Origin of the sequence: Salegentibacter chungangensis (assembly GCF_042678405.1) — a bacterium.
GTDB classification, from domain to species: Bacteria; Bacteroidota; Bacteroidia; order Flavobacteriales; family Flavobacteriaceae; genus Salegentibacter_A; species Salegentibacter_A chungangensis.
In genome coordinates this window covers 1,167,991-1,187,714 of record NZ_JBHTLI010000001.1, presented here as the reverse complement: position 1 = coordinate 1,187,714, position 19,724 = coordinate 1,167,991, and the positions used below count along the sequence as shown (strand labels likewise).

The following is a 19,724-nucleotide window of genomic DNA, read 5'->3' as shown; positions in this document are numbered from 1 at the left end:
TTATAAAGATAGAATTATTCCTGAGTTTGCTCATTCATAAGGATAAGTGCGAAAATGGAATAATTGATCATATCCTGGTAATTGGCATCTATCCCTTCACTAACAAGGGTTTTACCTTTATTGTCTTCAATTTGCTTTACCCTTAAGAGCTTCTGCATAATAAGGTCGGTAAGCGAGCTGATACGCATCTCGCGCCAGGCCTCCCCATAATCGTGATTCTTATTCTCCATAAGCTGCTTGGTCTCGGCAATCTTCTCATCATACAGAGCAGAAGCTTCCTCAAGGCTGAGATCGGGCTGCTCCACTACTCCCTTCTCCAGCTGAATAAGGGCCATAACCGAATAATTGATAATGCCAATAAATTCTCCGCGTTCATCCTCATCCACTTTTCGCACTTCATTTTCCTGAAGTTTCCTGATGCGCTGTGCTTTTATGAAAATCTGATCGGTAAGTGACGGAAGCCTTAAGATGCGCCAGGCGCTCCCGTAATCTTTCATTTTATTTACAAACAGACTGCGGCACGTTTCCACCACCGCATCATATTGCGTCGAAGTATCCTGCATAAAGAAGTAGTAATTTGCGTAAATTTCGGGCAAATATTCCAAACTGTCAAAGTTATTTTTTCATCCATAAAGCCACAGATTAGTAATGACGATTAATTGCAAAGGCCAGCTTATAGATCTTTCCAGCCCGAAAATAATGGGCATTCTTAATACCACTCCCGATTCATTTTACGAAGGAAGCCGTTCTCAAAATGAAAGCGACCTCCTTAAAAGAGCAGAAAAAATGCTAAAAGAAGGTGCCGATTTTATCGATATTGGCGGGTACAGCAGTCGTCCCGATGCCGAAGAGGTTTCGGTGGAAGAAGAACTACAAAGAGTGGTTCCTGCCATTGAAGCATTAGTGAAAAACTTTCCCGAGATCCTTATTTCTGTGGATACCTTCAGAAGCAAAGTGGCCGATGAGAGCCTGAAAGCAGGAGGGGCTATGGTAAACGATATTGCAGCAGGTAATCTCGACAAGGAAATGATGAATGTGGTAGCCGGACACCAGGTGCCTTATATTATGATGCATATGCGTGGCAACCCGGCTACGATGAAAAAACTGAACCAATATGAAAATATGCTTCAGGAGATCCTTCAGTATTTTTCAGGCAAGATCAGGGAAGCAAGGTCGGCAGGAATTAATGACCTGATGATAGATCCCGGCTTCGGCTTCTCTAAAAATATCGAGCAAAATTTCGAATTACTTTCTAAAGCAGACTTATTTCAAACCTTAGAGCTACCTGTTCTCATAGGCATCAGCAGAAAATCTATGATCTATAAAACCCTGGGGACAAATCCATCAGAAGCCCTTAACGGCACTACGGTCCTGAACAGCATTGCGCTTCAGAAAGGCGCCTCCATTTTAAGGGTTCACGATGTAAAAGAAGCCGTAGAATGTGTGAATTTAGTTTCACGAGTTAAAAAGTAGTTTTATATTTTCTATTTTTACAGAAAACCCATCGAATTTGGATATAATAAACCTACGCATTCTCGATATACTCGATATTGTATTTATAGCAGCCCTGCTTTATTACATCTATAAACTGGTAAAAGGCACCGTTGCTGTAAACATTTTTGTAGGGATCGTTATTATATATCTGGTCTGGAAGCTCACCCAACTACTGCAAATGGAGCTTCTAAGCAGCGTTCTCGGGCAGTTTATAGGAGTGGGGATGTTTGCTTTAATTGTGGTTTTCCAGCAGGAGATAAGGAAATTTCTCCTGATGATTGGTTCTACCAACTTTGCCTATAACGGTAAATTCTTCAAACAGCTTCGTTTCATTAAAGATGATCTTGAAGTCCAAACCGATATTGATGCCATTGTAAAAGCCTGTGAAGTGATGGGCCGAAGTTTTACCGGGGCCCTGATGGTGATCCAGAAAAGCACCAATCTTGACTTTGTAAAGAATTCGGGCGATAAAATGGATATCGAACTCAACCAGCCGATAATTGAAGCCGTTTTCTTTAAGAACAGTCCGTTGCACGACGGAGCAATGATCATAGAAGACAATCGTATCACGGCTACAAGGGTGATTTTACCTGTTTCCAACGACCGTTCCATCCCGTTAAGATTCGGGTTAAGACACCGTGCTGCTGTGGGGATCACCGAAAAAACCGATGCCTTGGCTCTTGTGGTAAGCGAAGAGACCGGGCAAATCTCCTACATTAAGGACGGTGAATTCGTGATGTTCGAGACCAATGAAGAGTTAAAAGAAAGACTTAAGGAAGACCTGCTTTAAGATCTGAGTGATTCTTCAGCCATAAACTGGACTTCATATAATTTCTTATAATAACCATCCTTCTGCTGAAGCAACTGCTCGTGATTTCCAATTTCCACGATCCTTCCGGCATCCATTACAATGATCTTATCGGCCTTCTTAATGGTGGCAAGCCTGTGCGCGATAACAATAGAGGTTCGCCCCTCGGTGATCTTATCTGTCGCATCCTGGATTAGCTGTTCGCTATATGAATCTACCGAAGAGGTGGCCTCATCCAGCACCAGGATACTCGGGTTGCTAACATAAGCTCTCAGGAAAGAGATCAACTGTCGTTGCCCGGAAGAAAGCATCACTCCTCTTTCTTTTACATTATAATGGTATCCATTAGGAAGCGTATTGATAAATTCGTGAATTCCTATCTGTTTCGCTGCCGTGATCACATCCTCTTCGGTAATATCGGGATGGTCCAGCGTGATATTGCTCATAATGGTATCGGCAAACAAAAAGACATTCTGCAGTACCACCGCGATCTGGGATCTCAGTGATTTCAGCTTCACATCTTTAATATCGATATCATCCACCAGGATCTGCCCGCTGTCTATTTCATAAAACCTGTTCAGCAAATTAATGACGGTAGATTTCCCGGCGCCGGTAGCTCCCACGATCGCAACCGTCTCTCCCGGATTTGCTTTAAACGAAACTCCTTTCAGCACCTCCTCATCGTCAACATAACTGAAATGAACATCTTTAAATTCGATCTTTCCGTTAAGTTTTCCTACTTCCCTGCTGCCTTCGTCACTGATAAAAGACCGGGTATCCAGGATTCCGAAGACACGATTGGCAGCAACCATTCCCATTTGCAGGGTATTGAATTTATCGGCGATCTGGCGCAATGGTCTGAAAAGCATCTGTGACAGCTCAATGAACATAATAATCACCCCAAGGCTCAAGGAATCATTCTCTATAGCCCTTAGCCCCCCGAACCACACGATAAGACCTATGGTAATAGAGGTGGACATTTCAGCGATAGGGAAAAATATAGAGTTATACCAAACAGTCTTCACCCAGGCTTTTCTGTGCTTGTCATTAATCCCTTTAAACTTTTCATATTCGGCCTTTTCACGGGTAAAAAGCTGAACGATCTTCATTCCGGTAATACGCTCCTGCACGAAAGTGTTCAAATCGGCAACCTGGTTACGAACATCTTCAAAGGCCACCTTCATCTTTTTCTGAAAAACCCTGGTTGCATATATAATAAAAGGAAGCACCGTTAAAACGAGAAGGGTTAACTGCCAGCTCTTATAGAACATAAACCCGAGCACCACCAGCATCTTCAAAAGATCACTTATGATCATAAAAAGTCCCTGGCTAAAAATACTGGAGATGGTTTCAATATCGCTAACCGCCCTGGTCACCAATCGACCTACGGCTGACTTATCGAAATATTTCATTTTGAACTTGAGCATATGCTCAAAAAGATTCACCCTAAGGTCCCGAACCACTTCCTGCCCCAGCCAGTTGGCATAATAGATAAAGAGGAACTGAGAGATCACCTCGAGCAAAAGCACGCCAAGCATCAGCGCCACATAAAACACAAGACCTTCATTGTCAGACGGCATTATTGCGTCATCTATAGTGACCTGCAAAAGATAAGGGCGCAGCACCGAAAAGAAAGACAGCAACACCGCCGCAACCCCTACAAAATAAAAGGTCCCTTTGTAAGGGTTTGTGTATTTAAGCAATCGCTTAAACAGATTAAAATCGAAAGCATTTCCCGTATTTGACGCCATTTAATTCACTTCTATATTAGGGTATTCAATTTTCGTAAGATAAAGTCCGTGGGCCGGCACCGAAGTACCTGCTTTCCCGCGATCCTGGCTTTTTATAACCTCGTGCATCTCTTCAACCTCTATTTTCCCAAGGCCTATTTCCAGCAAAGTCCCCACTATGGCCCGAACCATATTCCTTAAGAACCTGTCTGCAGTAATGTAAAACACAAGTTTGCCATTTTCTTTTTTCCAGACAGCCTCTTCGATTTTACAATTATAAGTCATCACATCGGTTTTAGACTTTGAAAAACATTTAAAATTGGTATAATTTTTCAGAAAGCCTGCTGCCTTGTTCATTTTTTTTAGATCCGGTTCTCTTTTCAGATAATAAGAATATTCATACTGAAAAGGATCCTTCAAATGATGAATATGATATTCATAGCTTCTGCTGGTTGCATCGAATCTCGCGTGAGCATCAGGCTTAACTTTAAAGATTCGCTTTAAAGCAATGTCCCGGCTCAGCAAAGAATTACACCTGAAGACCAAATGCTCTTCATCAAACTCCTGTTCCAGATCAAAATGAGCATACAACTGTTTGGCGTGCACCCCGGCATCGGTCCTTCCTGCACCCACAATCTCAATCTCTTTTTGCAGGACGGTAGACAATGCCTTTTCTACTGCTTCCTGAACTGAAGGAGCATTTGGCTGAATTTGCCACCCGTGAAAAGCCTTACCAAAATATGCCAGTTCTATGAAATATCTCAACCTAAATTGATTAATTTTACATTCGCGATCTGCAAAGATAAGGCATTTATTATAAGCCTGAAGCCTTCCTTGACACAGGATTTCTAAATGATTTTATAAATAAACCCGATAGTATTTTGAAAAAAATTCTGCTTTTAAGTGACACTCACGGACATATGGACGACCGCATCCTTCATTACGCCAGCCAGTCAGATGAAATATGGCACGCGGGAGACATTGGCACTGTGGCAGTAACCGATGCGCTAAAAAAAATAAAGCCATTAAGGGCTGTTTACGGGAATATAGACGGAACAGAAATCAGAAAGGAGTTTCCGCTCAACCAAAGATTCGACTGTGAAGGGGTTGATGTGTGGATAACCCATATTGGCGGCTATCCCAAGAAATATTCTCCGGCAGTCAGGGAAGAAATCAAGAAGAATCCGCCCCAGTTATTTATTTGTGGGCATTCACATATTCTAAAAGTAATGAACGATGCAGACCTCCAGTTACTACATATGAACCCCGGGGCAGCAGGCAAGCAGGGCTTTCATAAAAAGAGGACTATGCTTCGTTTCAAACTGGACAAGGGAGATATTTCAGAGCTGGAAGTCATTGAACTGGAATAGGAAACATCTAAAAATATAAAAAACCCGAAGTCTTCACTTCGGGTTTTTCACGCACTAATACTACTAAGATGATAGGCTTATCGCAATCGGTCTACAGATTTTACGAGATCTTCGTCCTTTTTAATGGCTTTATTCGCCAACACTAGAAAAACGATAGAAACAATAGGAAGAATCATCCCAATACCCTTCTCTGAGATATCCATCTCTCCAGGTAGTCTTAGAGACCAATAAACAAACACTCCTAGTAAAAAAAAGTTTAATAATATATTGAGACGCCCCAGCACGAACTGAAGCTTTCTGTTCTTGAACATAAATATACTTATTAAAGACAAAGCCGCCGAGCCAAGAAACATGGCAAGGATGGTTAAATGGTCCTGTGCGTATACCTCAACCCCATTAGCATTTTCCCAAAGAGAAAAGGCGAATATGAGTCCGGCACTACAAATAACGGCTATTAATAAGTAGATAGTTTGAATACGTTGTAGCATAGTCAAATCTGAGATTCGCAGACAAAAATAATAGATTCTTTTTAGAAAACAGGTTTAAAAATTAAAATAAAGTCGTATAATTGCAAGTACATTTCGTAACCAATTCAAAACAGGTTACTTAAGACTCCAAATTTTTCGATTCTTCCTCGAGAAGTTTTAAAATCAACCCAAACACAAATTTTTTATTCTTAGTTATTCATGTTTGAAATTTCAGAATTAAAAGCTAAAAAGCTGCCTGAGTTACAGGAAATTGCAAAATCTCTGAACGTTCCTAAATTCAGAAGTCTTAAAAAACTGGACTTGGTATACCAAATTTTAGATTACCAGGCAGCAAACCCTACAAAAGTGAAAGAAGTTCTGACAGAAGAATCTGAAGCAAAGCCACAGGCGAAACCCGAAAGGAAAAGTAAGCCTGCAAAAATTGGCGGCGACAAAAGGCCACCAAAAAGCCAGAAACCAGATTCCAAAAAACCCGAAAGAAAAGACACTTCTCATAAAACGGGGTCGGAAAAACCCAAAGAAACCGATAAAAAGGATTCGAAAGCACCTTCTAAAGACGACAGCAGCAACGCTCCCAAGCAACGCAGCAGTAACAGGGACAACAAAAAAGAGCCTCGTCATAAAAAGGACAGCAACCATAAAAACAACGGGAACCGTGATAACCGCAACCGCTACCGTGAGCCGGATTATGAGTTTGATGCCATAATCGAGAGTGAAGGAGTACTGGATATTATGCAGGACAACTACGGGTTCCTTAGATCTTCAGATTACAACTACCTGACCTCTCCTGATGATATTTATGTGTCTCAGTCACAGATCAGGCTTTTCGGATTAAAGACCGGGGATACCGTATTAGGACAAATTCGTCCGCCAAAAGAAGGTGAAAAATATTTCCCTTTAATCAAGATCAATAAAATTAACGGCCTTGACCCACAGGTGGTTCGCGACCGTGTTTCTTTTGAGCACCTTACCCCTCTTTTCCCTAAAGAAAAGTTCAATATTGCTGAAAAACAAAGCACCATTTCCACACGGATTATGGATATGTTCTCTCCTATCGGGAAAGGACAACGTGGAATGATCGTTTCTCAGCCAAAGACCGGTAAGACCATGTTGCTTAAGGATATTGCAAATGCCATTGCAGCCAATCATCCTGAAGTATACCAGATCGTACTTCTTATAGACGAGCGTCCTGAAGAGGTTACCGATATGCAACGTAACGTAAAAGGGGAAGTAGTTGCTTCTACCTTCGACAAGGAAGCTCACGAACACGTGAGGGTTGCCAATATCGTTCTCGAAAAAGCCAAACGTCTTGTAGAGTGCGGGCACGATGTAGTGATCTTACTCGACTCCATTACAAGACTTGCGCGTGCTTATAACACCGTACAACCTGCCAGTGGTAAGGTGTTAAGTGGTGGTGTAGATGCAAATGCACTTCACAAGCCTAAGAGATTCTTTGGTGCGGCCCGTAACATAGAGAACGGAGGTTCGCTTTCTATTATCGCTACCGCGCTTACCGATACCGGTTCTAAGATGGACGAGGTGATCTTCGAGGAATTTAAAGGAACAGGTAATATGGAGCTTCAGCTGGACAGAAGAATTGCCAACAGAAGAGTATTCCCGGCAATCGATCTTATCTCTTCAAGCACCCGTCGCGACGACCTGCTGCTTGATGAAAACACCATCCAAAGAATGTGGATTATGCGCAAATATCTTGCAGACATGAACCCTGTTGAAGCAATGGAATTCATTAACGACAGGATTAAACAAACCAAGAACAATGAAGAGTTTTTAATCTCTATGAACGGTTAAAACTCTGTTTCCATAAATCAAAAAAACCGGATGCTAACACATCCGGTTTTTTTATTCAATAGCAGCATTAAAAAAGCCCCAAGGTTTCCGATGGGGCTTTTCTTAGAGCGGGAGACCGGGTTCGAACCGGCGACATTCAGCTTGGAAGGCTGACGCTCTACCAACTGAGCTACTCCCGCCTTTGCCCTGCAAATATAGCCCATATGTTTTTCAACTTCCAAAAATTTTACGGGATTTTTTTGACTGAAAATTATGCCTGAAAAAATCTGAATTTAAAATCTTGTTAAATCAGGCCTTTACGGTTTAGAATTCTAATAAAATAGCCCTATTTTTAGCTGACTTAAATAGACCAATAACAAAATTATGAAAGATAAACCCGGAAAGATACAGGACCTTATAGATGCAAAATTCCTTGAAGAACGAAAAGTATTCCTTTGGGGAGAGGTAAACGATAAATCTGCCAAACATGTAATAGACAGACTGCTTTATCTTGATCTTGTAGAGAAAAAGGAAATTCAACTTTTTATAAACAGTCCGGGCGGATATGTTACCGACGGATTTGCTATCTATGACACCCTGCTTTCCCTTAACAGCCCGGTATCGACAGTCTGCACCGGTCTTGCTGCCTCTATGGGATCTATTCTGCTTTCCGCAGGCAATAAAGGACACCGTTTTATACAACCTCACGCCAAAGTGATGATCCATCAACCAAGCGGTGGTGCCAGAGGTCAGGCTTCCAATATCGAAATTCAGGCTACAGAGATCCTGAAGACAAAAGAATTGTCTGCAAAGATCCTTGCCGAAAACTGCGGCCAGCCAGTGGAAAAAGTAATGAAAGACTTTAACCGTGACTACTGGATGAATGCCGAAGAATCTATAGAGTATGGCATAGTAGATGGTATTATAAGTAAATAGTTATGGAAGTTAAGCACAAAGAAAACAACAGCCGGGGGATGTTTTACATTGAAGGGGAAAAAGGCATCATTGCCGAACTCACCTATTCAAAGAAGGAGAACGATGTAATCACCATAGATTATGTAGAGGTTGACGAGAAGCTGGAAGGAGAAGGTCTGGGCACAAAACTCGTGAAAGAAAGCGTAGATTACGCCAGAGGAAATAAACTGAAGATCGACCCTCTTTGTCCTTTTGCAGAAGTTCAGTTCGACCGAAATGCATCTTACGAAGATGTGAAGGTTTCCTGACCTGGCATTATTATCTAACCCGATACTACCAATTCCGGTCTTAAAAATCATTAAATGATCCTGATCAAAAACCTAACAAGGCTATTTCTAATTGCCTCGGTAATGCTTGCCTGCAATGATTCGGAAAAGACAGGAAATAAAAATCCGGTTCAGGGCTCGGAAGCTTCTGAAGTAAGGATAGTAAAAGAACTCACCTCTTCGGGAAAAATAAAAAACCTTCTGGAAAAAGTATCAGATTCAACTTACACCGGAAAACTTGAACTGGATAATTTCAAAGAGGTCTCTGAATTCTATGAAGCTCGTGACAACGAGCCCATCTGGAATGACCCGATACTACGCAAGAGCTTGCTATCTCAAGTAGATTCCGCGAAAAATGAAGGCCTTTTTCCTGAAGATTACCACCGGGAATATCTTTACAATTCCCTGGAGAATATCGGAACCCTTAACATAGAACAGCTAAACGAGCTGGAACTGGGGTTAACAGACGCCTACTTCAGTCTTGCAGGTGACCTGAGCACGGGGAAACTGGACCCTAAAAAGCTATATTCCATCTGGGACATAAAAAGTTACTCCCCTAACCTCTTTAAGCTATTAGACAGCGCTCTCACCAAACAGGATATCCAATGGGCCCTGGACTCAGTTAAGCCAAAGCACCTAGTCTACCAGGGGCTTAAGAAATCCCTGAAAGAATATGAGGTCCTGAAAGACTCAGAGAAAGAGATCACCCGTATCTCTTTAGGGAAACTGGTAAGACCCGGAGAAATCGATCCAAGGATCCCCCGGATAAAAAAAAGACTTCAGGAACTAAACCTGATCAGCACTATAATCAATCCCGACTCCCTAAGCACCACCTATAACCGCAATATAGAAGAAGGAATCAGGACCTTTCAAAAACAAAGCGACCTGGAAATAGATGGAATAATAGGAAACACTACCATTGAAAACCTGAACAAGAATTACGAGGACCGCTACAACCAGATCCTGGCCAACCTGGAGCGCTGGAGATGGCATCCAAGGGATTTTGGGGATCATTACATCATCATCAACATCGCTAATTACCGCCTGCATATCATTAAGGACAAGGATACAGTCGGGACTCATAAAACTATGGTAGGAACGGAAGCCCGTAAGACCCCGGTTTTCTCAAAAGACCTGGGCTATGTAGTATATAATCCTACCTGGACGATCCCTCCTACAATTAAAAAAAGGGATGTCATTCCATCAGCCACAAAAGACCCTTCCTATTTAAAGAAAAAGAAACTGAATGTTTATGACAGAGACGGAAACAAACTAGATCCCTCTACTATAGACTGGAGCTCCCCGGAAGCACTAAGGTACACCTACAGGCAGAATGCAGGAAGCACCAATCCGCTGGGGCGGGTCAAGATCATCTATCCAAACCGGTATATGATCTATTTACACGATACTCCATCTCAGTCCTTATTCAATAAGAATAAAAGAGCCCAGAGTTCGGGCTGTGTGAGAGTAGAGAATGCCATCCCCCTTTCTAAATACTTATTAAGCGACCAGGAAAAATATTCCGAGGAAAAGATCGAGGAAGTTATTGCTTCAGGAAAGACCACTGAAATAAAAATCACCCAGCCGATACAGATTCATCATTTATACTGGACGGCCTGGCGTGAAAAAGGCATCACACACTTCGCCGATGACGTGTACCACCTGGATGAAGAGATCTTTAGTAAATTAAAGAATTAAGCTTCGTAATTAAGGTAAGAAGACTTGTTCTGGTATTTTTTATCGCTTTTATGAATAAAGACCACAGATTTTCCTTTGATCCTATTGATCAGATCTTTAGCGATCCCGTTAGGAACTGCAGGACATCCGTAACTTCTTCCTAAACGCCCATACCTATTTATGAAATTCTTGGTAGCATAATCTGCTCCGTGAATTACCACATAACGCTTTCTGGCATTACTGTTAAAACCTTTCTCCATTCCGTCTATGAACAAAGACAGTCCGTTTTTACCATAGTAGGTCTCTCCGGTCACATAAAACCCAAGAGAACTCTGGTGAGAATTCACCTGATTAGAAAATTTATTGGCGAATTCCACGCCGGTATTCTTTCCGTGAGAAACAAAAGTGTTGAACAGCACCTTTTTATCTTCCATATCCATAATCCACATCCTCTTCTTACTGGAAGACATATCAAAATCTATCACCGTAAGCAGGCGGTTCGCAACGCGACCGGCCTTATCTAATTTGGCATAACCTTTCATCGCCTGCTCGAAAACACTTAATGCAGGCATACTGCTATTAGCCGCTTTAAAATCGCCATAAAGGTTTTTCACCTCTTCTTTAAAACTTAATGGAGCCGGCTTCACAGGAATCTCTGAAGCCGTAATATTGGAATTTGAAGTATTCAGTTTTTCTGTACTGGTAAAAGCAAATGAAAAGATCATTACTGCAGCTACCGTCAGGATTCTGTAATTCATATAATTTCTTTTGTTTAAGATTTTGTTAATCAATTCCAAATGTTATGCCAACATACAAAAATCAAATTATAATCCCCCAAATAGCCTTTAAAAGTTGAAATTTTAACATACAGGGCGGTATATATTGGATTTTCAAGGTTTTAGACACAAACACACAATTCCAAAAACGCCGGAAGTTTCAAATTATTACTTCAGGTTTCTTAAAATTTAATGTTAAATTTTAAGTTTGGATTTAGAAATCATAAGTCCTGTAGATCATCCTGGTAAAACATTTTAGTAAAACATTATAGTCTGGATTTTACTCGGGCAGCAATTTGTTTTTATATTTATCTCAAAATTTTATTTGTCTTATGAATAAGAAGGTGCTTCTAATGATATTAGATGGCTGGGGTATTACTCAAGACCCGAAAGTTTCAGCCATCGCTCAGGCTAAAACTCCCTTTATGGATTCAGTAACCGAAAAATATCCGCACGCCGAATTGCGTACCGACGGAATGAACGTTGGTTTGCCTGAAGGCCAAATGGGGAACAGTGAAGTTGGACATATGAATCTTGGAGCCGGAAGAGTGGTATACCAGGACCTGGTAAAGATCAATCAGGCAGTAAAGAACGATTCATTAAAAGATGAACCCGTTCTCGAGGAAGCCTTTACCTATGCCATAAAAAATAACAAGCCTGTGCATTTTATGGGCTTAGTGAGTGACGGTGGAGTTCATTCCCACATCAATCATTTAAAAGGACTTTTGACCGCAGCAGAAGAATTTGGGGTAAAAGAAAAATACGTTCACGCTTTTACCGATGGCCGTGATGTAGATCCGCATTCCGGAAAAGGCTTTATAAAAGAACTGGGAGAACACCTGGAAAAGACCAACGGAAAACTGGCTTCCATAATTGGAAGGTATTATGCTATGGACCGTGATAAACGCTGGGAAAGGGTGAAAAAGGCCTACGACCTTATCACCAAAGGAGAAGGGTATAAAACCACCAATGCTGTTGAAGCTATAGAAAAAAGCTACGAAAATAACGTAAGCGATGAGTTTATAGAACCTATTGTAATGACCAATGACGCCGGTGAGCCGGTAGCAAAACTTAAGGAGAAGGAAGTAGTGATCTTCTTCAATTTCAGAACAGACCGTGGTCGCCAGTTAACACAGGCATTAACCCAACAGGATTTCCCTGAATATGAAATGAAAAAGATGCCCCTATACTATGTGACCCTCACCAAGTATGATGATAGCTTCGAAAATATAAACGTGGTATTCAAAAAGGACAATATTAAATCTACACTTGGAGAAGTACTTGAGTATACCGGCAAGAAACAGATAAGGATTGCAGAAACGGAAAAATATCCACACGTAACCTTTTTCTTTTCCGGTGGAAGAGAGAAACCGTTTAAAGGAGAAAAGCGCATTATGTGCAATTCCCCAAAAGTTGCCACTTATGACCTTCAGCCCGAAATGAGCGCCGGAGAGATAAAGGACAAGATCATTCCAGAGATCAAGGATCATTCCGCAGACTTTATCTGTCTGAATTTTGCCAATCCGGATATGGTAGGCCACACCGGAGTATTTGAAGCCGCTGTAAAAGCCTGTGAAACGGTGGACTCCTGTGCCAAAGAAGTCGCTGAAACTGCTGTAGACAATGATTATTCGGTAATCATTATTGCAGATCACGGGAACAGTGATGTGATGATTAATCCTGACGGAAGTCCGAATACCGCACATACTACAAACCCGGTTCCGCTCGTTTTAATGGATAAAGACGTGAAAGCAATAAAAAGTGGTAAGTTAGGCAACATCGCTCCGACTATTTTAGAGCTTATGGGTATCGATAAACCCGATTTAATGACCGAAGATTCTTTAATTTAAATTTAATTATGCACAAATTACTCTTGATATTCCTGGCATTAGCACTAGGAGGAAACTCAGATAAGACTAAAGAAATATCAAAAACCACTACCGGGACAAAAATCCAGACCGATATGCTTATCGGGGAATTTGAACCTGAAGAATTGAAGGAAGAACCTTACGCAGGCTGGTTTAATTCGGTTTATGACGACTATACCCCTGAAGAAAAAGCCCTTCAGACAATAGACGAAAATATTTCGGACTATGAAATTACCGTTTTTATGGGAACCTGGTGTGGAGACAGTAAACGTGAAACACCTAAACTGTTGAAGATACTTGAAGAAACCGGATATGATATGGATAAGTTCACCATTATAGGTGTTAACCACAGCAAATCTACGCCGGGAAATATGGAAGAAGAATTTCAGGTGCACAGAGTACCAACTATCATTTTCAGTAAAAACGGAAAAGAAGTAAATAGATTTGTGGAATATGCCCAGCAAAGCCTAGCAAAAGATATTGCCAAAATAGTAAGCGGAAAAGATTATTCTAATTCGTACGCCAAATAAACAGAAAGGCGACTTAATATAAATTAAGCTTAAAACTTCTATTTTTGCACTATGCCCAGATCATTAACCATAGCAGTTGATTTTGATGGAACAATTGTAGATAACAGGTATCCGGAGATCGGAAAACCTAAACTCTTTGCCTTTGAAACCCTGAAGAAACTTCAGGAAGAAGGACACCAATTGATCCTTTGGACGTACAGACACGGACCAGCGTTGGAAGAAGCTGTAGAGTTTTGTGAATCTAAAGGCATAAGTTTTTATGCCGTGAATAAAAGTTATCCTGAAGAGGAGTTTGATCACACAATAAGCAGAAAGATCCTGGCCGATTTTTTTATTGATGACCGTAATATCCAGGGACTTTTAGGATGGGGTGAAATTTATCAGAAACTATCGAATAATAAGCCCAAAAGAATGTCCAAAAAGAAAGGCATTTTAAAATGGTTTTAAAGTAATATTATGATTATACCTAAAACAAGGGAAGAGATTGAACTTATACGAGAGAGCGCACTAATTGTATCGAAAACCCTTGGAATGCTGGCTCCAAAAATAAAACCGGGAGTCACCACCTTAGAACTTGATAAGTATGCGGAAGAATTTATAAGAGACCACGGGGCAGAACCGGGTTTTCTTGGCTTATACGACTTCCCTAATTCATTGTGTATGAGCCCTAATGCCCAGGTTGTACACGGAATTCCGAATGACAAACCTCTGGAAGAAGGAGACATTATCTCCATAGACTGCGGAGCACTTAAGAACGGCTTTTACGGAGATCATGCTTATACTTTTCCTGTTGGCGAAATTGCCCCGGAAACAGCCGAATTACTTAAGGTTACCAAGGAATCTCTTTATGTGGGGATTAGAGAATTCAGACTAGGAAATCGTGTAGGTGATGTAGGATATGCTATCCAAAAATATACCGAAGACCGAGGGTACGGGGTAGTACGGGAATTAGTTGGTCACGGCCTGGGCAGTAAGATGCATGAAGACCCGGAAATGCCGAATTACGGTAAAAGAGGAAGAGGTAAAAAATTCAAAGAAGGAATGGTTGTAGCCATAGAACCTATGATCAATCAGGGAACAAAAAGGATTAAGCAATTAGCTGACGGGTGGACCATCCTGACAGCGGACAACAAACCAAGCGCCCATTTTGAACACGATATTGCACTGGTAGATGGCAAGCCCGAGCTTCTCTCTACCTTTAAATATATTTATGATGCCTTAGGTATCGAATCTGATGAAGAAGAAGAATTTAGAGCAAAAATTTATGATTAAGAGCTATAGACAGGAGCAGTGGAAAACTCTGCACAAAGAGGAATGGGAAGATAGATTTGTCTATAAAATTTCCAACTACGGGAGACTGATAAGTTATCTGAAAAACCCCGAAGGTGAACTGGTAGGAGGTGGTAAACCGGGAAGTTACCATAACTTCGCCGTAAAACTCAAGAACGGAAAGCACAAGACCTATTATGTTCACCGTATGGTCGCAGAACTCTTTTTGAATAAAAAGGAAGACGATAAATACGTGATCCATAAGAACTTCAAAAAAGATGACAACAGGGTTTCAAACCTGGCCTGGACCAACAAGAGAGAATGGGTTAAACATCAGTTCGATAACCCGAATGTAAAAGAGAACAAGAAAAAGCGAAAGCTGAGAAAAGTGGTTTCTTACTCTAAACTCACCTATGCCCAGGCCGTGATCCTGAAGAAAAAACTTCTTGACCCGAATCGAAAAACAAGAATCAAAGTACTAGCCAAGCAATTTGGCGTTTCAGAGATGCAGTTATACCGTATTAAATCGGGTGAAAACTGGGGTGATATTGAAGTATAAATGAAGAAGCTTTTTAAATTCTTTCTTAATGCTCTCCCCCGCCCGCTTTTAATTCGATTAAGTTACTGGGTTCAACCCATCTTTATTTTCAGCCTCCGTGGGAACAGGTATACAGATCCTATAGATGGCCGCAGTTTCTCTAAATTCCTGCCATACGGCTACGAAAACCAGAGAGAAAATGTTCTCTCCCCCTCTACTCTTTCCCTTGAAAGACATCGATTGCTTTGGCTTTACCTTGAAAATGAAACAGATTTTTTTGAGAAGCCCCTAAAAGTACTTCATTTCGCACCAGAGCAGGCTTTCTATAAACGCTTCAGAAAATTAAAGAATCTCGACTACACCACCACTGACCTTAATTCCCCTTTGGCTGATGTAAAGGCCGATATATGTGACCTCCCGTTCGAAGATAATAGTTTCGATTTTATATTATGCAACCACGTTTTGGAACATATTCCTGACGACACGAAGGCAATGCAGGAAATTTACAGGGTTCTTAAACGCAAAGGCACGGCAATTCTTCAGATTCCGCAGGATCTAAACAGAGAAAAGACCTTTGAAGACAACTCTATTACCGACCCTAAAGAAAGAACAAGAATTTTTGGGCAATATGACCACGTAAGGGTTTATGGAAGAGATTATTTCAACAAGTTAAGAAATATAGGTTTTGAGGTCGATGAAGCCGATTACACCAAGGAATTGAGTCCTGCCCAAATTGACAAGTTCCGACTGGCAAAAGGCGAGATTATTCCCGTCTGCTATAAGCCCTGATTTATTCCCGTAATGCCTTCTTAAATCCTTCAGAGGCAAATACCGAAACTTTTTGCTTGTCATCTTCAGCATAGATAAAATATACCTCCACACCATCCAGCTTTTCCAACATTTCTCTGGAACGTTCCAGCCCTAGAGCCATAAACGCGGTAGCATAAGCATCGGCCAGCATACAATTCTCAGCAAGTACAGATGCGCTTAGAAGATTGCTCTTTTCAGCCAGACCAGTCAACGGATTAATGGTGTGAACATATCGGTTACCTGTTGCGGAATCAACCCGAAATTTCCTGTAATTCCCAGAAGTTGCCATAGCCTGATCTTTCAAAGCCAGGATCGCCTGGAATTTACGCTCTCCTTTTTCCTGCCTTGGATCATCTATTGCTACCAACCATTCATCTTGTTTAGCTAAATTTCGCCCTTTGGCCACCAGCTCTCCACCCAATTCAATCAAATAGTTATCTATAGCCTTCGAATCCAGATAACGGGCTATAACATCTATGGTAAAGCCCTTGGCTATTGCATTAAAATCAAGGTATACTTTTGCTGAATCCTTTTTCACCTTATTGTCGCTGCTCAATTGAAGCCTATTAAATCCTACATAGGCCCTAAGTGAATCCAAAGTAGCTTTCTCAGGCTCTTCTAATTGCTTTTCGGGACCAAAACCATAGGCATTGACAAGAATGCCAACAGTAGGATCAAAATACCCGTTGCTTTCTTGGTACACCCTTCTTGAGGCTTCAAAAACTTCCCTAAAGTGATCGTTTACCGTTACTAAGGTATCACCAGCGTTGATCCTGGAAATATCGGACTCCTCCCGATAAGTACTCATTGAAGCATTAATGTCTTCAAAAATGGAATCAAGCGCCTTTTCCATTCCTATCTGCTCTCCAAAATATTTTACCTGATAGGTAGTTCCCAGGGCCTCCCCCCTGTAGACCATTACCTCTTCTTCCGAAGATTTACAGGCCATAAACAGCTGAAAGACGCATAAAAGTACTATTGTTTTTCTCATATTTTAGATTTCCTGCCAGCCATCATAATTAACCACGTAATCATCTTCGGCCGTAATGGGTTGTTCATAATCCTTATTATTGGCAAGACCAACCCCGGCATAAAAAGTACGGGCATTGAATTTAAGCGCGTGTTGCTTTATGCTTTCCAGGAATACAGGATCAAACTCTCTGGGGTTATGGGGATATTCTATGGCCCTGACAATCACAAAATGAAGTTTCTTGTTTTTAAGAGCAACAAACTGCGGGTCCCTTTTTAGCTCACTATTCACCCCTAAGAATTCATAGCCATTAGCCTCGAGGTCCTTCCCCACAATATTCATTGCAAGATTATGTAATTCCTGATCACTTAGTTTTGCCATAGCGCAAAAATAAAAAAATCCCGCCTTTAAAGGCGGGATTTCAATTTATTAATATTATCCTCCGAAATCATCGAACCTGATATTCTCAGGCGGGATTCCGAAATCTTCTCCCATCTTCTGAACAGCCTTGTTCATTAATGGAGGCCCACAGAAATACAATTCTATTTCTTCCGGCTCTTCGTGATGATTCAGATAATTATCTATTACTACCTGGTGAATAAAGCCAACGAATCCGTCTCCTTCATCCTCAAGGCTTTTCTTCTCCTTCCAGTTATCTTCTTCCATAGGTTCAGATAACGCAAGGTAAAACTTAAAGTTCGGGAAATCCTTCTCCAGTGCTCTGAAGTGATCTATGTAGAACAATTCTCTTTTAGAACGCCCACCGTACCAGTAAGTAACTTTTCTTCCTGTTTTAAGGGTTCTGAAAAGGTGATAGAGGTGAGAACGCATTGGGGCCATTCCTGCTCCCCCTCCTACGTACAGCATTTCAGCTTCACTCTGGTTGATGAAGAATTCACCATAAGGCCCAGAAATTGTCACTTTATCTCCCTTTTTCCTTGAGAAAATATAAGAAGAAGCAATACCAGGATTAACGCTTGTCCAGGTGTTTTTAGCTCTATCCCAAGGCGGAGTGGCGATACGCACGTTAAGCATAATCTCACGTCCCTCTGCAGGGTAAGAAGCCATAGAGTAAGCACGTTCTACCGGCTCTGCATTTTTCATTACAAGTGGCCAAAGGTCGAATTTATCCCACTCTGCCTTGAACTTTTCCGGTTCTCCCGGGTGTTCTTCAGGGTGAGCTTCAATATCCATCTCCTTAAACGGCACCTCACATTTAGGAACCTCGATCTGAATATATCCTCCGGCTTTGTAATCCATATCTTCAGGAATCTCCACTACGAATTCCTTGATAAAAGATGCTACGTTATAGTTTCTTACTACGGTAGCTTCCCATTTCTTAATACCAAACACCTCTTCAGGTATCTCGATCTTCATATCTTCTTTCACCTTAACCTGGCAACCAAGACGCCATCCATCGGCAATCTCTTTACGTGTAAAGTGAGGCTCTTCGGTAGGAAGAATGGCTCCTCCTCCTTCTTTAACGATACACTTACACTGGATACAGGTTCCACCTCCACCACAGGCAGAGGGAAGAAATAATTTATTGTCACCTAAAGTAGAAAGAAGAGTTCCTCCCGATCCTACTTCAAGGTTTTTTTCGTTGTTTACGTTTATTGTTACCGGCCCTGATGGAGACAGCTTGGCTTTAGCCCCCAACAGAATGGAAACCAACAATAATATTAAAACTAAAAATACAACTACACTTGCTATTACAACTGTCATAATCTTTCTTTTTCGATTATAATTTAATTCCCATAAAACTCATAAAACCTAAAGCCATAAGACCGGTAATTATAAAAGTAATTCCAAGTCCCTTTAACGGCGCAGGTACGTTTGAATAAGCGATCTTCTCACGGATAGCTGCAATAGCCAGGATAGCAAGGAACCATCCAATTCCACTACCTAATCCGTAGGTGATGGCTTCGCTCATAGCTCCGAAATCCTTTTGCTGCATAAACAAAGAGCCACCAAGAATGGCACAGTTAACCGCAATAAGCGGAAGGAAGATCCCAAGAGCCCCATAAAGAGCCGGTGCGAATTTCTCAACAATCATCTCAACCAGCTGTACCATAGAGGCAATTACCGCAATAAACATAATAAAGCTCAGGAAACTAAGGTCTATACTGGCATATTCAGCACCTAACCAGCTTAAGGCTCCGGGCCTTAAAAGATAAGTATCCAGCAAGTAGTTAATAGGCACGGTGATCGCCAATACAAAGATCACGGCCGCACCAAGCCCAACAGCTGTCTTTACGGTTTTTGACACTGCTAAATAGGAACACATCCCTAAGAAGTAGGCAAAAATCATATTTTCGATGAAAATACTTCTTACAAATAAGTTTACTAATTCCATTTTTTATTTTT

At 41.3% G+C, this 19,724-nt stretch carries 22 protein-coding genes and 1 tRNA gene; 13 read left to right on the top strand and 10 right to left on the bottom strand.

What is annotated here, in order from left to right:
• Positions 1-14 precede the first annotated feature (14 nt).
• Positions 15-563, bottom strand: a complete 549-nt coding sequence (locus tag ACFQ3Q_RS05265) for a DUF1599 domain-containing protein (protein WP_380743642.1) — start codon at positions 561-563, stop codon at positions 15-17.
• Between the two features lie 85 nt (positions 564-648).
• Between ACFQ3Q_RS05265 and folP the strand changes: the two genes are divergently transcribed.
• Both folP and cdaA read left to right on the top strand, forming a co-directional pair.
• Positions 649-1,473 carry a dihydropteroate synthase gene (gene folP, locus ACFQ3Q_RS05260; RefSeq protein ID WP_380743640.1) on the top strand — a complete coding sequence of 275 codons (825 nt, stop codon included), beginning with the start codon at positions 649-651 and terminating at the stop codon, positions 1,471-1,473.
• A gap of 37 nt (positions 1,474-1,510) precedes the next feature.
• Positions 1,511-2,284 carry a diadenylate cyclase CdaA gene (gene cdaA / locus ACFQ3Q_RS05255; protein WP_380743638.1) on the top strand — a complete coding sequence of 258 codons (774 nt, stop codon included), beginning with the start codon at positions 1,511-1,513 and terminating at the stop codon, positions 2,282-2,284.
• Here cdaA and ACFQ3Q_RS05250 read toward each other — a convergent pair.
• Both ACFQ3Q_RS05250 and truA read right to left on the bottom strand, forming a co-directional pair.
• On the bottom strand, positions 2,281-4,053 hold the full coding sequence (locus tag ACFQ3Q_RS05250) for an ABC transporter ATP-binding protein (protein WP_380743636.1): 1,773 nt from the start codon (positions 4,051-4,053) through the stop codon (positions 2,281-2,283). The genes cdaA and ACFQ3Q_RS05250 overlap by 4 nt on opposite strands.
• Positions 4,054-4,797, bottom strand: a complete 744-nt coding sequence (gene truA, locus ACFQ3Q_RS05245) for a tRNA pseudouridine(38-40) synthase TruA (RefSeq protein ID WP_380743634.1) — start codon at positions 4,795-4,797, stop codon at positions 4,054-4,056.
• Between the two features lie 116 nt (positions 4,798-4,913).
• Here truA and ACFQ3Q_RS05240 point away from each other — a divergent pair, with 116 nt between their 5' ends.
• Positions 4,914-5,402 (top strand): metallophosphoesterase family protein, encoded by a 489-nt coding sequence (locus ACFQ3Q_RS05240; protein WP_380743632.1) that lies wholly within the window; start codon positions 4,914-4,916, stop codon positions 5,400-5,402.
• Positions 5,403-5,479: 77 nt separating this feature from the next.
• Here the strand turns inward: ACFQ3Q_RS05240 and ACFQ3Q_RS05235 are convergent, their stop codons facing one another.
• Positions 5,480-5,890 carry a DUF4293 domain-containing protein gene (locus tag ACFQ3Q_RS05235; protein WP_380743630.1) on the bottom strand — a complete coding sequence of 137 codons (411 nt, stop codon included), beginning with the start codon at positions 5,888-5,890 and terminating at the stop codon, positions 5,480-5,482.
• 198 nt (positions 5,891-6,088) lie between these two features.
• Between ACFQ3Q_RS05235 and rho the strand changes: the two genes are divergently transcribed.
• Positions 6,089-7,699, top strand: a complete 1,611-nt coding sequence (gene rho, locus ACFQ3Q_RS05230) for a transcription termination factor Rho (RefSeq protein WP_380743628.1) — start codon at positions 6,089-6,091, stop codon at positions 7,697-7,699.
• A 106-nt stretch (positions 7,700-7,805) separates the two neighbouring features.
• Here rho and ACFQ3Q_RS05225 read toward each other — a convergent pair.
• Positions 7,806-7,878 (bottom strand) — tRNA-Gly (locus tag ACFQ3Q_RS05225).
• Positions 7,879-8,062: 184 nt separating this feature from the next.
• Between ACFQ3Q_RS05225 and ACFQ3Q_RS05220 the strand changes: the two genes are divergently transcribed.
• The 3 genes from ACFQ3Q_RS05220 to ACFQ3Q_RS05210 are packed head-to-tail and all read left to right on the top strand — an operon-like array spanning position 8,063 to position 10,617.
• A complete protein-coding gene (locus tag ACFQ3Q_RS05220; RefSeq protein ID WP_380743626.1) occupies positions 8,063-8,614 on the top strand; it encodes a ClpP family protease in 552 nt (183 codons plus the stop codon).
• 2 nt (positions 8,615-8,616) lie between these two features.
• On the top strand, positions 8,617-8,901 hold the full coding sequence (locus ACFQ3Q_RS05215) for a GNAT family N-acetyltransferase (protein WP_380743624.1): 285 nt from the start codon (positions 8,617-8,619) through the stop codon (positions 8,899-8,901).
• Positions 8,902-8,955: 54 nt separating this feature from the next.
• Complete coding sequence (locus tag ACFQ3Q_RS05210; RefSeq protein ID WP_380743622.1) at positions 8,956-10,617, top strand: L,D-transpeptidase family protein; 1,662 nt, start codon at positions 8,956-8,958, stop codon at positions 10,615-10,617.
• Here the strand turns inward: ACFQ3Q_RS05210 and ACFQ3Q_RS05205 are convergent.
• Positions 10,614-11,354, bottom strand: a complete 741-nt coding sequence (locus ACFQ3Q_RS05205) for a murein L,D-transpeptidase catalytic domain family protein (RefSeq protein ID WP_380743620.1) — start codon at positions 11,352-11,354, stop codon at positions 10,614-10,616. The two genes, ACFQ3Q_RS05210 and ACFQ3Q_RS05205, sit on opposite strands and share 4 nt — an antisense overlap.
• 350 nt (positions 11,355-11,704) lie before the next feature.
• Between ACFQ3Q_RS05205 and gpmI the strand changes: the two genes are divergently transcribed.
• Genes gpmI through ACFQ3Q_RS05175 form a run of 6 tightly spaced genes read left to right on the top strand, consistent with a single transcriptional unit; the run spans position 11,705 to position 16,366 of the window.
• The gene (gene gpmI / locus ACFQ3Q_RS05200) at positions 11,705-13,222 is read left to right on the top strand and encodes a 2,3-bisphosphoglycerate-independent phosphoglycerate mutase (protein WP_380743618.1); all 1,518 of its coding nucleotides are present in this window, start codon (positions 11,705-11,707) and stop codon (positions 13,220-13,222) included.
• Positions 13,223-13,230: 8 nt separating this feature from the next.
• The gene (locus ACFQ3Q_RS05195; RefSeq protein WP_380743616.1) at positions 13,231-13,770 is read left to right on the top strand and encodes a thioredoxin family protein; all 540 of its coding nucleotides are present in this window, start codon (positions 13,231-13,233) and stop codon (positions 13,768-13,770) included.
• A gap of 51 nt (positions 13,771-13,821) precedes the next feature.
• Positions 13,822-14,217, top strand: coding sequence for a BT0820 family HAD-type phosphatase (locus ACFQ3Q_RS05190; protein WP_380743614.1), 396 nt, complete (start codon positions 13,822-13,824; stop codon positions 14,215-14,217).
• 9 nt (positions 14,218-14,226) lie between these two features.
• The gene (gene map, locus ACFQ3Q_RS05185; RefSeq protein ID WP_380743612.1) at positions 14,227-15,042 is read left to right on the top strand and encodes a type I methionyl aminopeptidase; all 816 of its coding nucleotides are present in this window, start codon (positions 14,227-14,229) and stop codon (positions 15,040-15,042) included.
• Positions 15,035-15,598, top strand: coding sequence for an HNH endonuclease (locus ACFQ3Q_RS05180; RefSeq protein WP_380743610.1), 564 nt, complete (start codon positions 15,035-15,037; stop codon positions 15,596-15,598). Before map ends, ACFQ3Q_RS05180 begins: the two co-directional genes overlap by 8 nt.
• Positions 15,599-16,366, top strand: coding sequence for a class I SAM-dependent methyltransferase (locus tag ACFQ3Q_RS05175; RefSeq protein ID WP_380743607.1), 768 nt, complete (start codon positions 15,599-15,601; stop codon positions 16,364-16,366).
• Position 16,367: 1 nt separating this feature from the next.
• Here the strand turns inward: ACFQ3Q_RS05175 and ACFQ3Q_RS05170 are convergent, their stop codons facing one another.
• The 4 genes from ACFQ3Q_RS05170 to nqrE are packed head-to-tail and all read right to left on the bottom strand — an operon-like array spanning position 16,368 to position 19,713.
• Positions 16,368-17,378 (bottom strand): FAD:protein FMN transferase, encoded by a 1,011-nt coding sequence (locus ACFQ3Q_RS05170; protein ID WP_380743605.1) that lies wholly within the window; start codon positions 17,376-17,378, stop codon positions 16,368-16,370.
• A gap of 3 nt (positions 17,379-17,381) precedes the next feature.
• Positions 17,382-17,738 (bottom strand): Na(+)-translocating NADH-quinone reductase subunit F, encoded by a 357-nt coding sequence (locus tag ACFQ3Q_RS05165; RefSeq protein WP_380743603.1) that lies wholly within the window; start codon positions 17,736-17,738, stop codon positions 17,382-17,384.
• A gap of 54 nt (positions 17,739-17,792) precedes the next feature.
• Positions 17,793-19,082 carry an NADH:ubiquinone reductase (Na(+)-transporting) subunit F gene (gene nqrF / locus ACFQ3Q_RS05160; RefSeq protein WP_380743601.1) on the bottom strand — a complete coding sequence of 430 codons (1,290 nt, stop codon included), beginning with the start codon at positions 19,080-19,082 and terminating at the stop codon, positions 17,793-17,795.
• Between the two features lie 16 nt (positions 19,083-19,098).
• Positions 19,099-19,713, bottom strand: a complete 615-nt coding sequence (gene nqrE / locus ACFQ3Q_RS05155) for an NADH:ubiquinone reductase (Na(+)-transporting) subunit E (RefSeq protein WP_380743599.1) — start codon at positions 19,711-19,713, stop codon at positions 19,099-19,101.
• Positions 19,714-19,724: the final 11 nt, after the last annotated feature.

Bases quoted from the DNA above. Each gene is read 5' to 3' on its own strand.
- ACFQ3Q_RS05265 (WP_380743642.1), bottom strand. From the start codon at position 563: ATGCAGGATACTTCGACGCAATATGATGCGGTGGTGGAAACGTGCCGC.
- folP (WP_380743640.1), top strand. From the start codon at position 649: ATGACGATTAATTGCAAAGGCCAGCTTATAGATCTTTCCAGCCCGAAA.
- ACFQ3Q_RS05250 (WP_380743636.1), bottom strand. From the start codon at position 4,053: ATGGCGTCAAATACGGGAAATGCTTTCGATTTTAATCTGTTTAAGCGA.
- ACFQ3Q_RS05235 (WP_380743630.1), bottom strand. From the start codon at position 5,890: ATGCTACAACGTATTCAAACTATCTACTTATTAATAGCCGTTATTTGT.
- rho (WP_380743628.1), top strand. From the start codon at position 6,089: ATGTTTGAAATTTCAGAATTAAAAGCTAAAAAGCTGCCTGAGTTACAG.
- ACFQ3Q_RS05220 (WP_380743626.1), top strand. From the start codon at position 8,063: ATGAAAGATAAACCCGGAAAGATACAGGACCTTATAGATGCAAAATTC.
- ACFQ3Q_RS05215 (WP_380743624.1), top strand. From the start codon at position 8,617: ATGGAAGTTAAGCACAAAGAAAACAACAGCCGGGGGATGTTTTACATT.
- ACFQ3Q_RS05210 (WP_380743622.1), top strand. From the start codon at position 8,956: ATGATCCTGATCAAAAACCTAACAAGGCTATTTCTAATTGCCTCGGTA.
- ACFQ3Q_RS05205 (WP_380743620.1), bottom strand. From the start codon at position 11,354: ATGAATTACAGAATCCTGACGGTAGCTGCAGTAATGATCTTTTCATTT.
- gpmI (WP_380743618.1), top strand. From the start codon at position 11,705: ATGAATAAGAAGGTGCTTCTAATGATATTAGATGGCTGGGGTATTACT.
- ACFQ3Q_RS05195 (WP_380743616.1), top strand. From the start codon at position 13,231: ATGCACAAATTACTCTTGATATTCCTGGCATTAGCACTAGGAGGAAAC.
- ACFQ3Q_RS05190 (WP_380743614.1), top strand. From the start codon at position 13,822: ATGCCCAGATCATTAACCATAGCAGTTGATTTTGATGGAACAATTGTA.
- map (WP_380743612.1), top strand. From the start codon at position 14,227: ATGATTATACCTAAAACAAGGGAAGAGATTGAACTTATACGAGAGAGC.
- ACFQ3Q_RS05180 (WP_380743610.1), top strand. From the start codon at position 15,035: ATGATTAAGAGCTATAGACAGGAGCAGTGGAAAACTCTGCACAAAGAG.
- ACFQ3Q_RS05175 (WP_380743607.1), top strand. From the start codon at position 15,599: ATGAAGAAGCTTTTTAAATTCTTTCTTAATGCTCTCCCCCGCCCGCTT.
- ACFQ3Q_RS05170 (WP_380743605.1), bottom strand. From the start codon at position 17,378: ATGAGAAAAACAATAGTACTTTTATGCGTCTTTCAGCTGTTTATGGCC.
- ACFQ3Q_RS05165 (WP_380743603.1), bottom strand. From the start codon at position 17,738: ATGGCAAAACTAAGTGATCAGGAATTACATAATCTTGCAATGAATATT.
- nqrF (WP_380743601.1), bottom strand. From the start codon at position 19,082: ATGACAGTTGTAATAGCAAGTGTAGTTGTATTTTTAGTTTTAATATTA.
- nqrE (WP_380743599.1), bottom strand. From the start codon at position 19,713: ATGGAATTAGTAAACTTATTTGTAAGAAGTATTTTCATCGAAAATATG.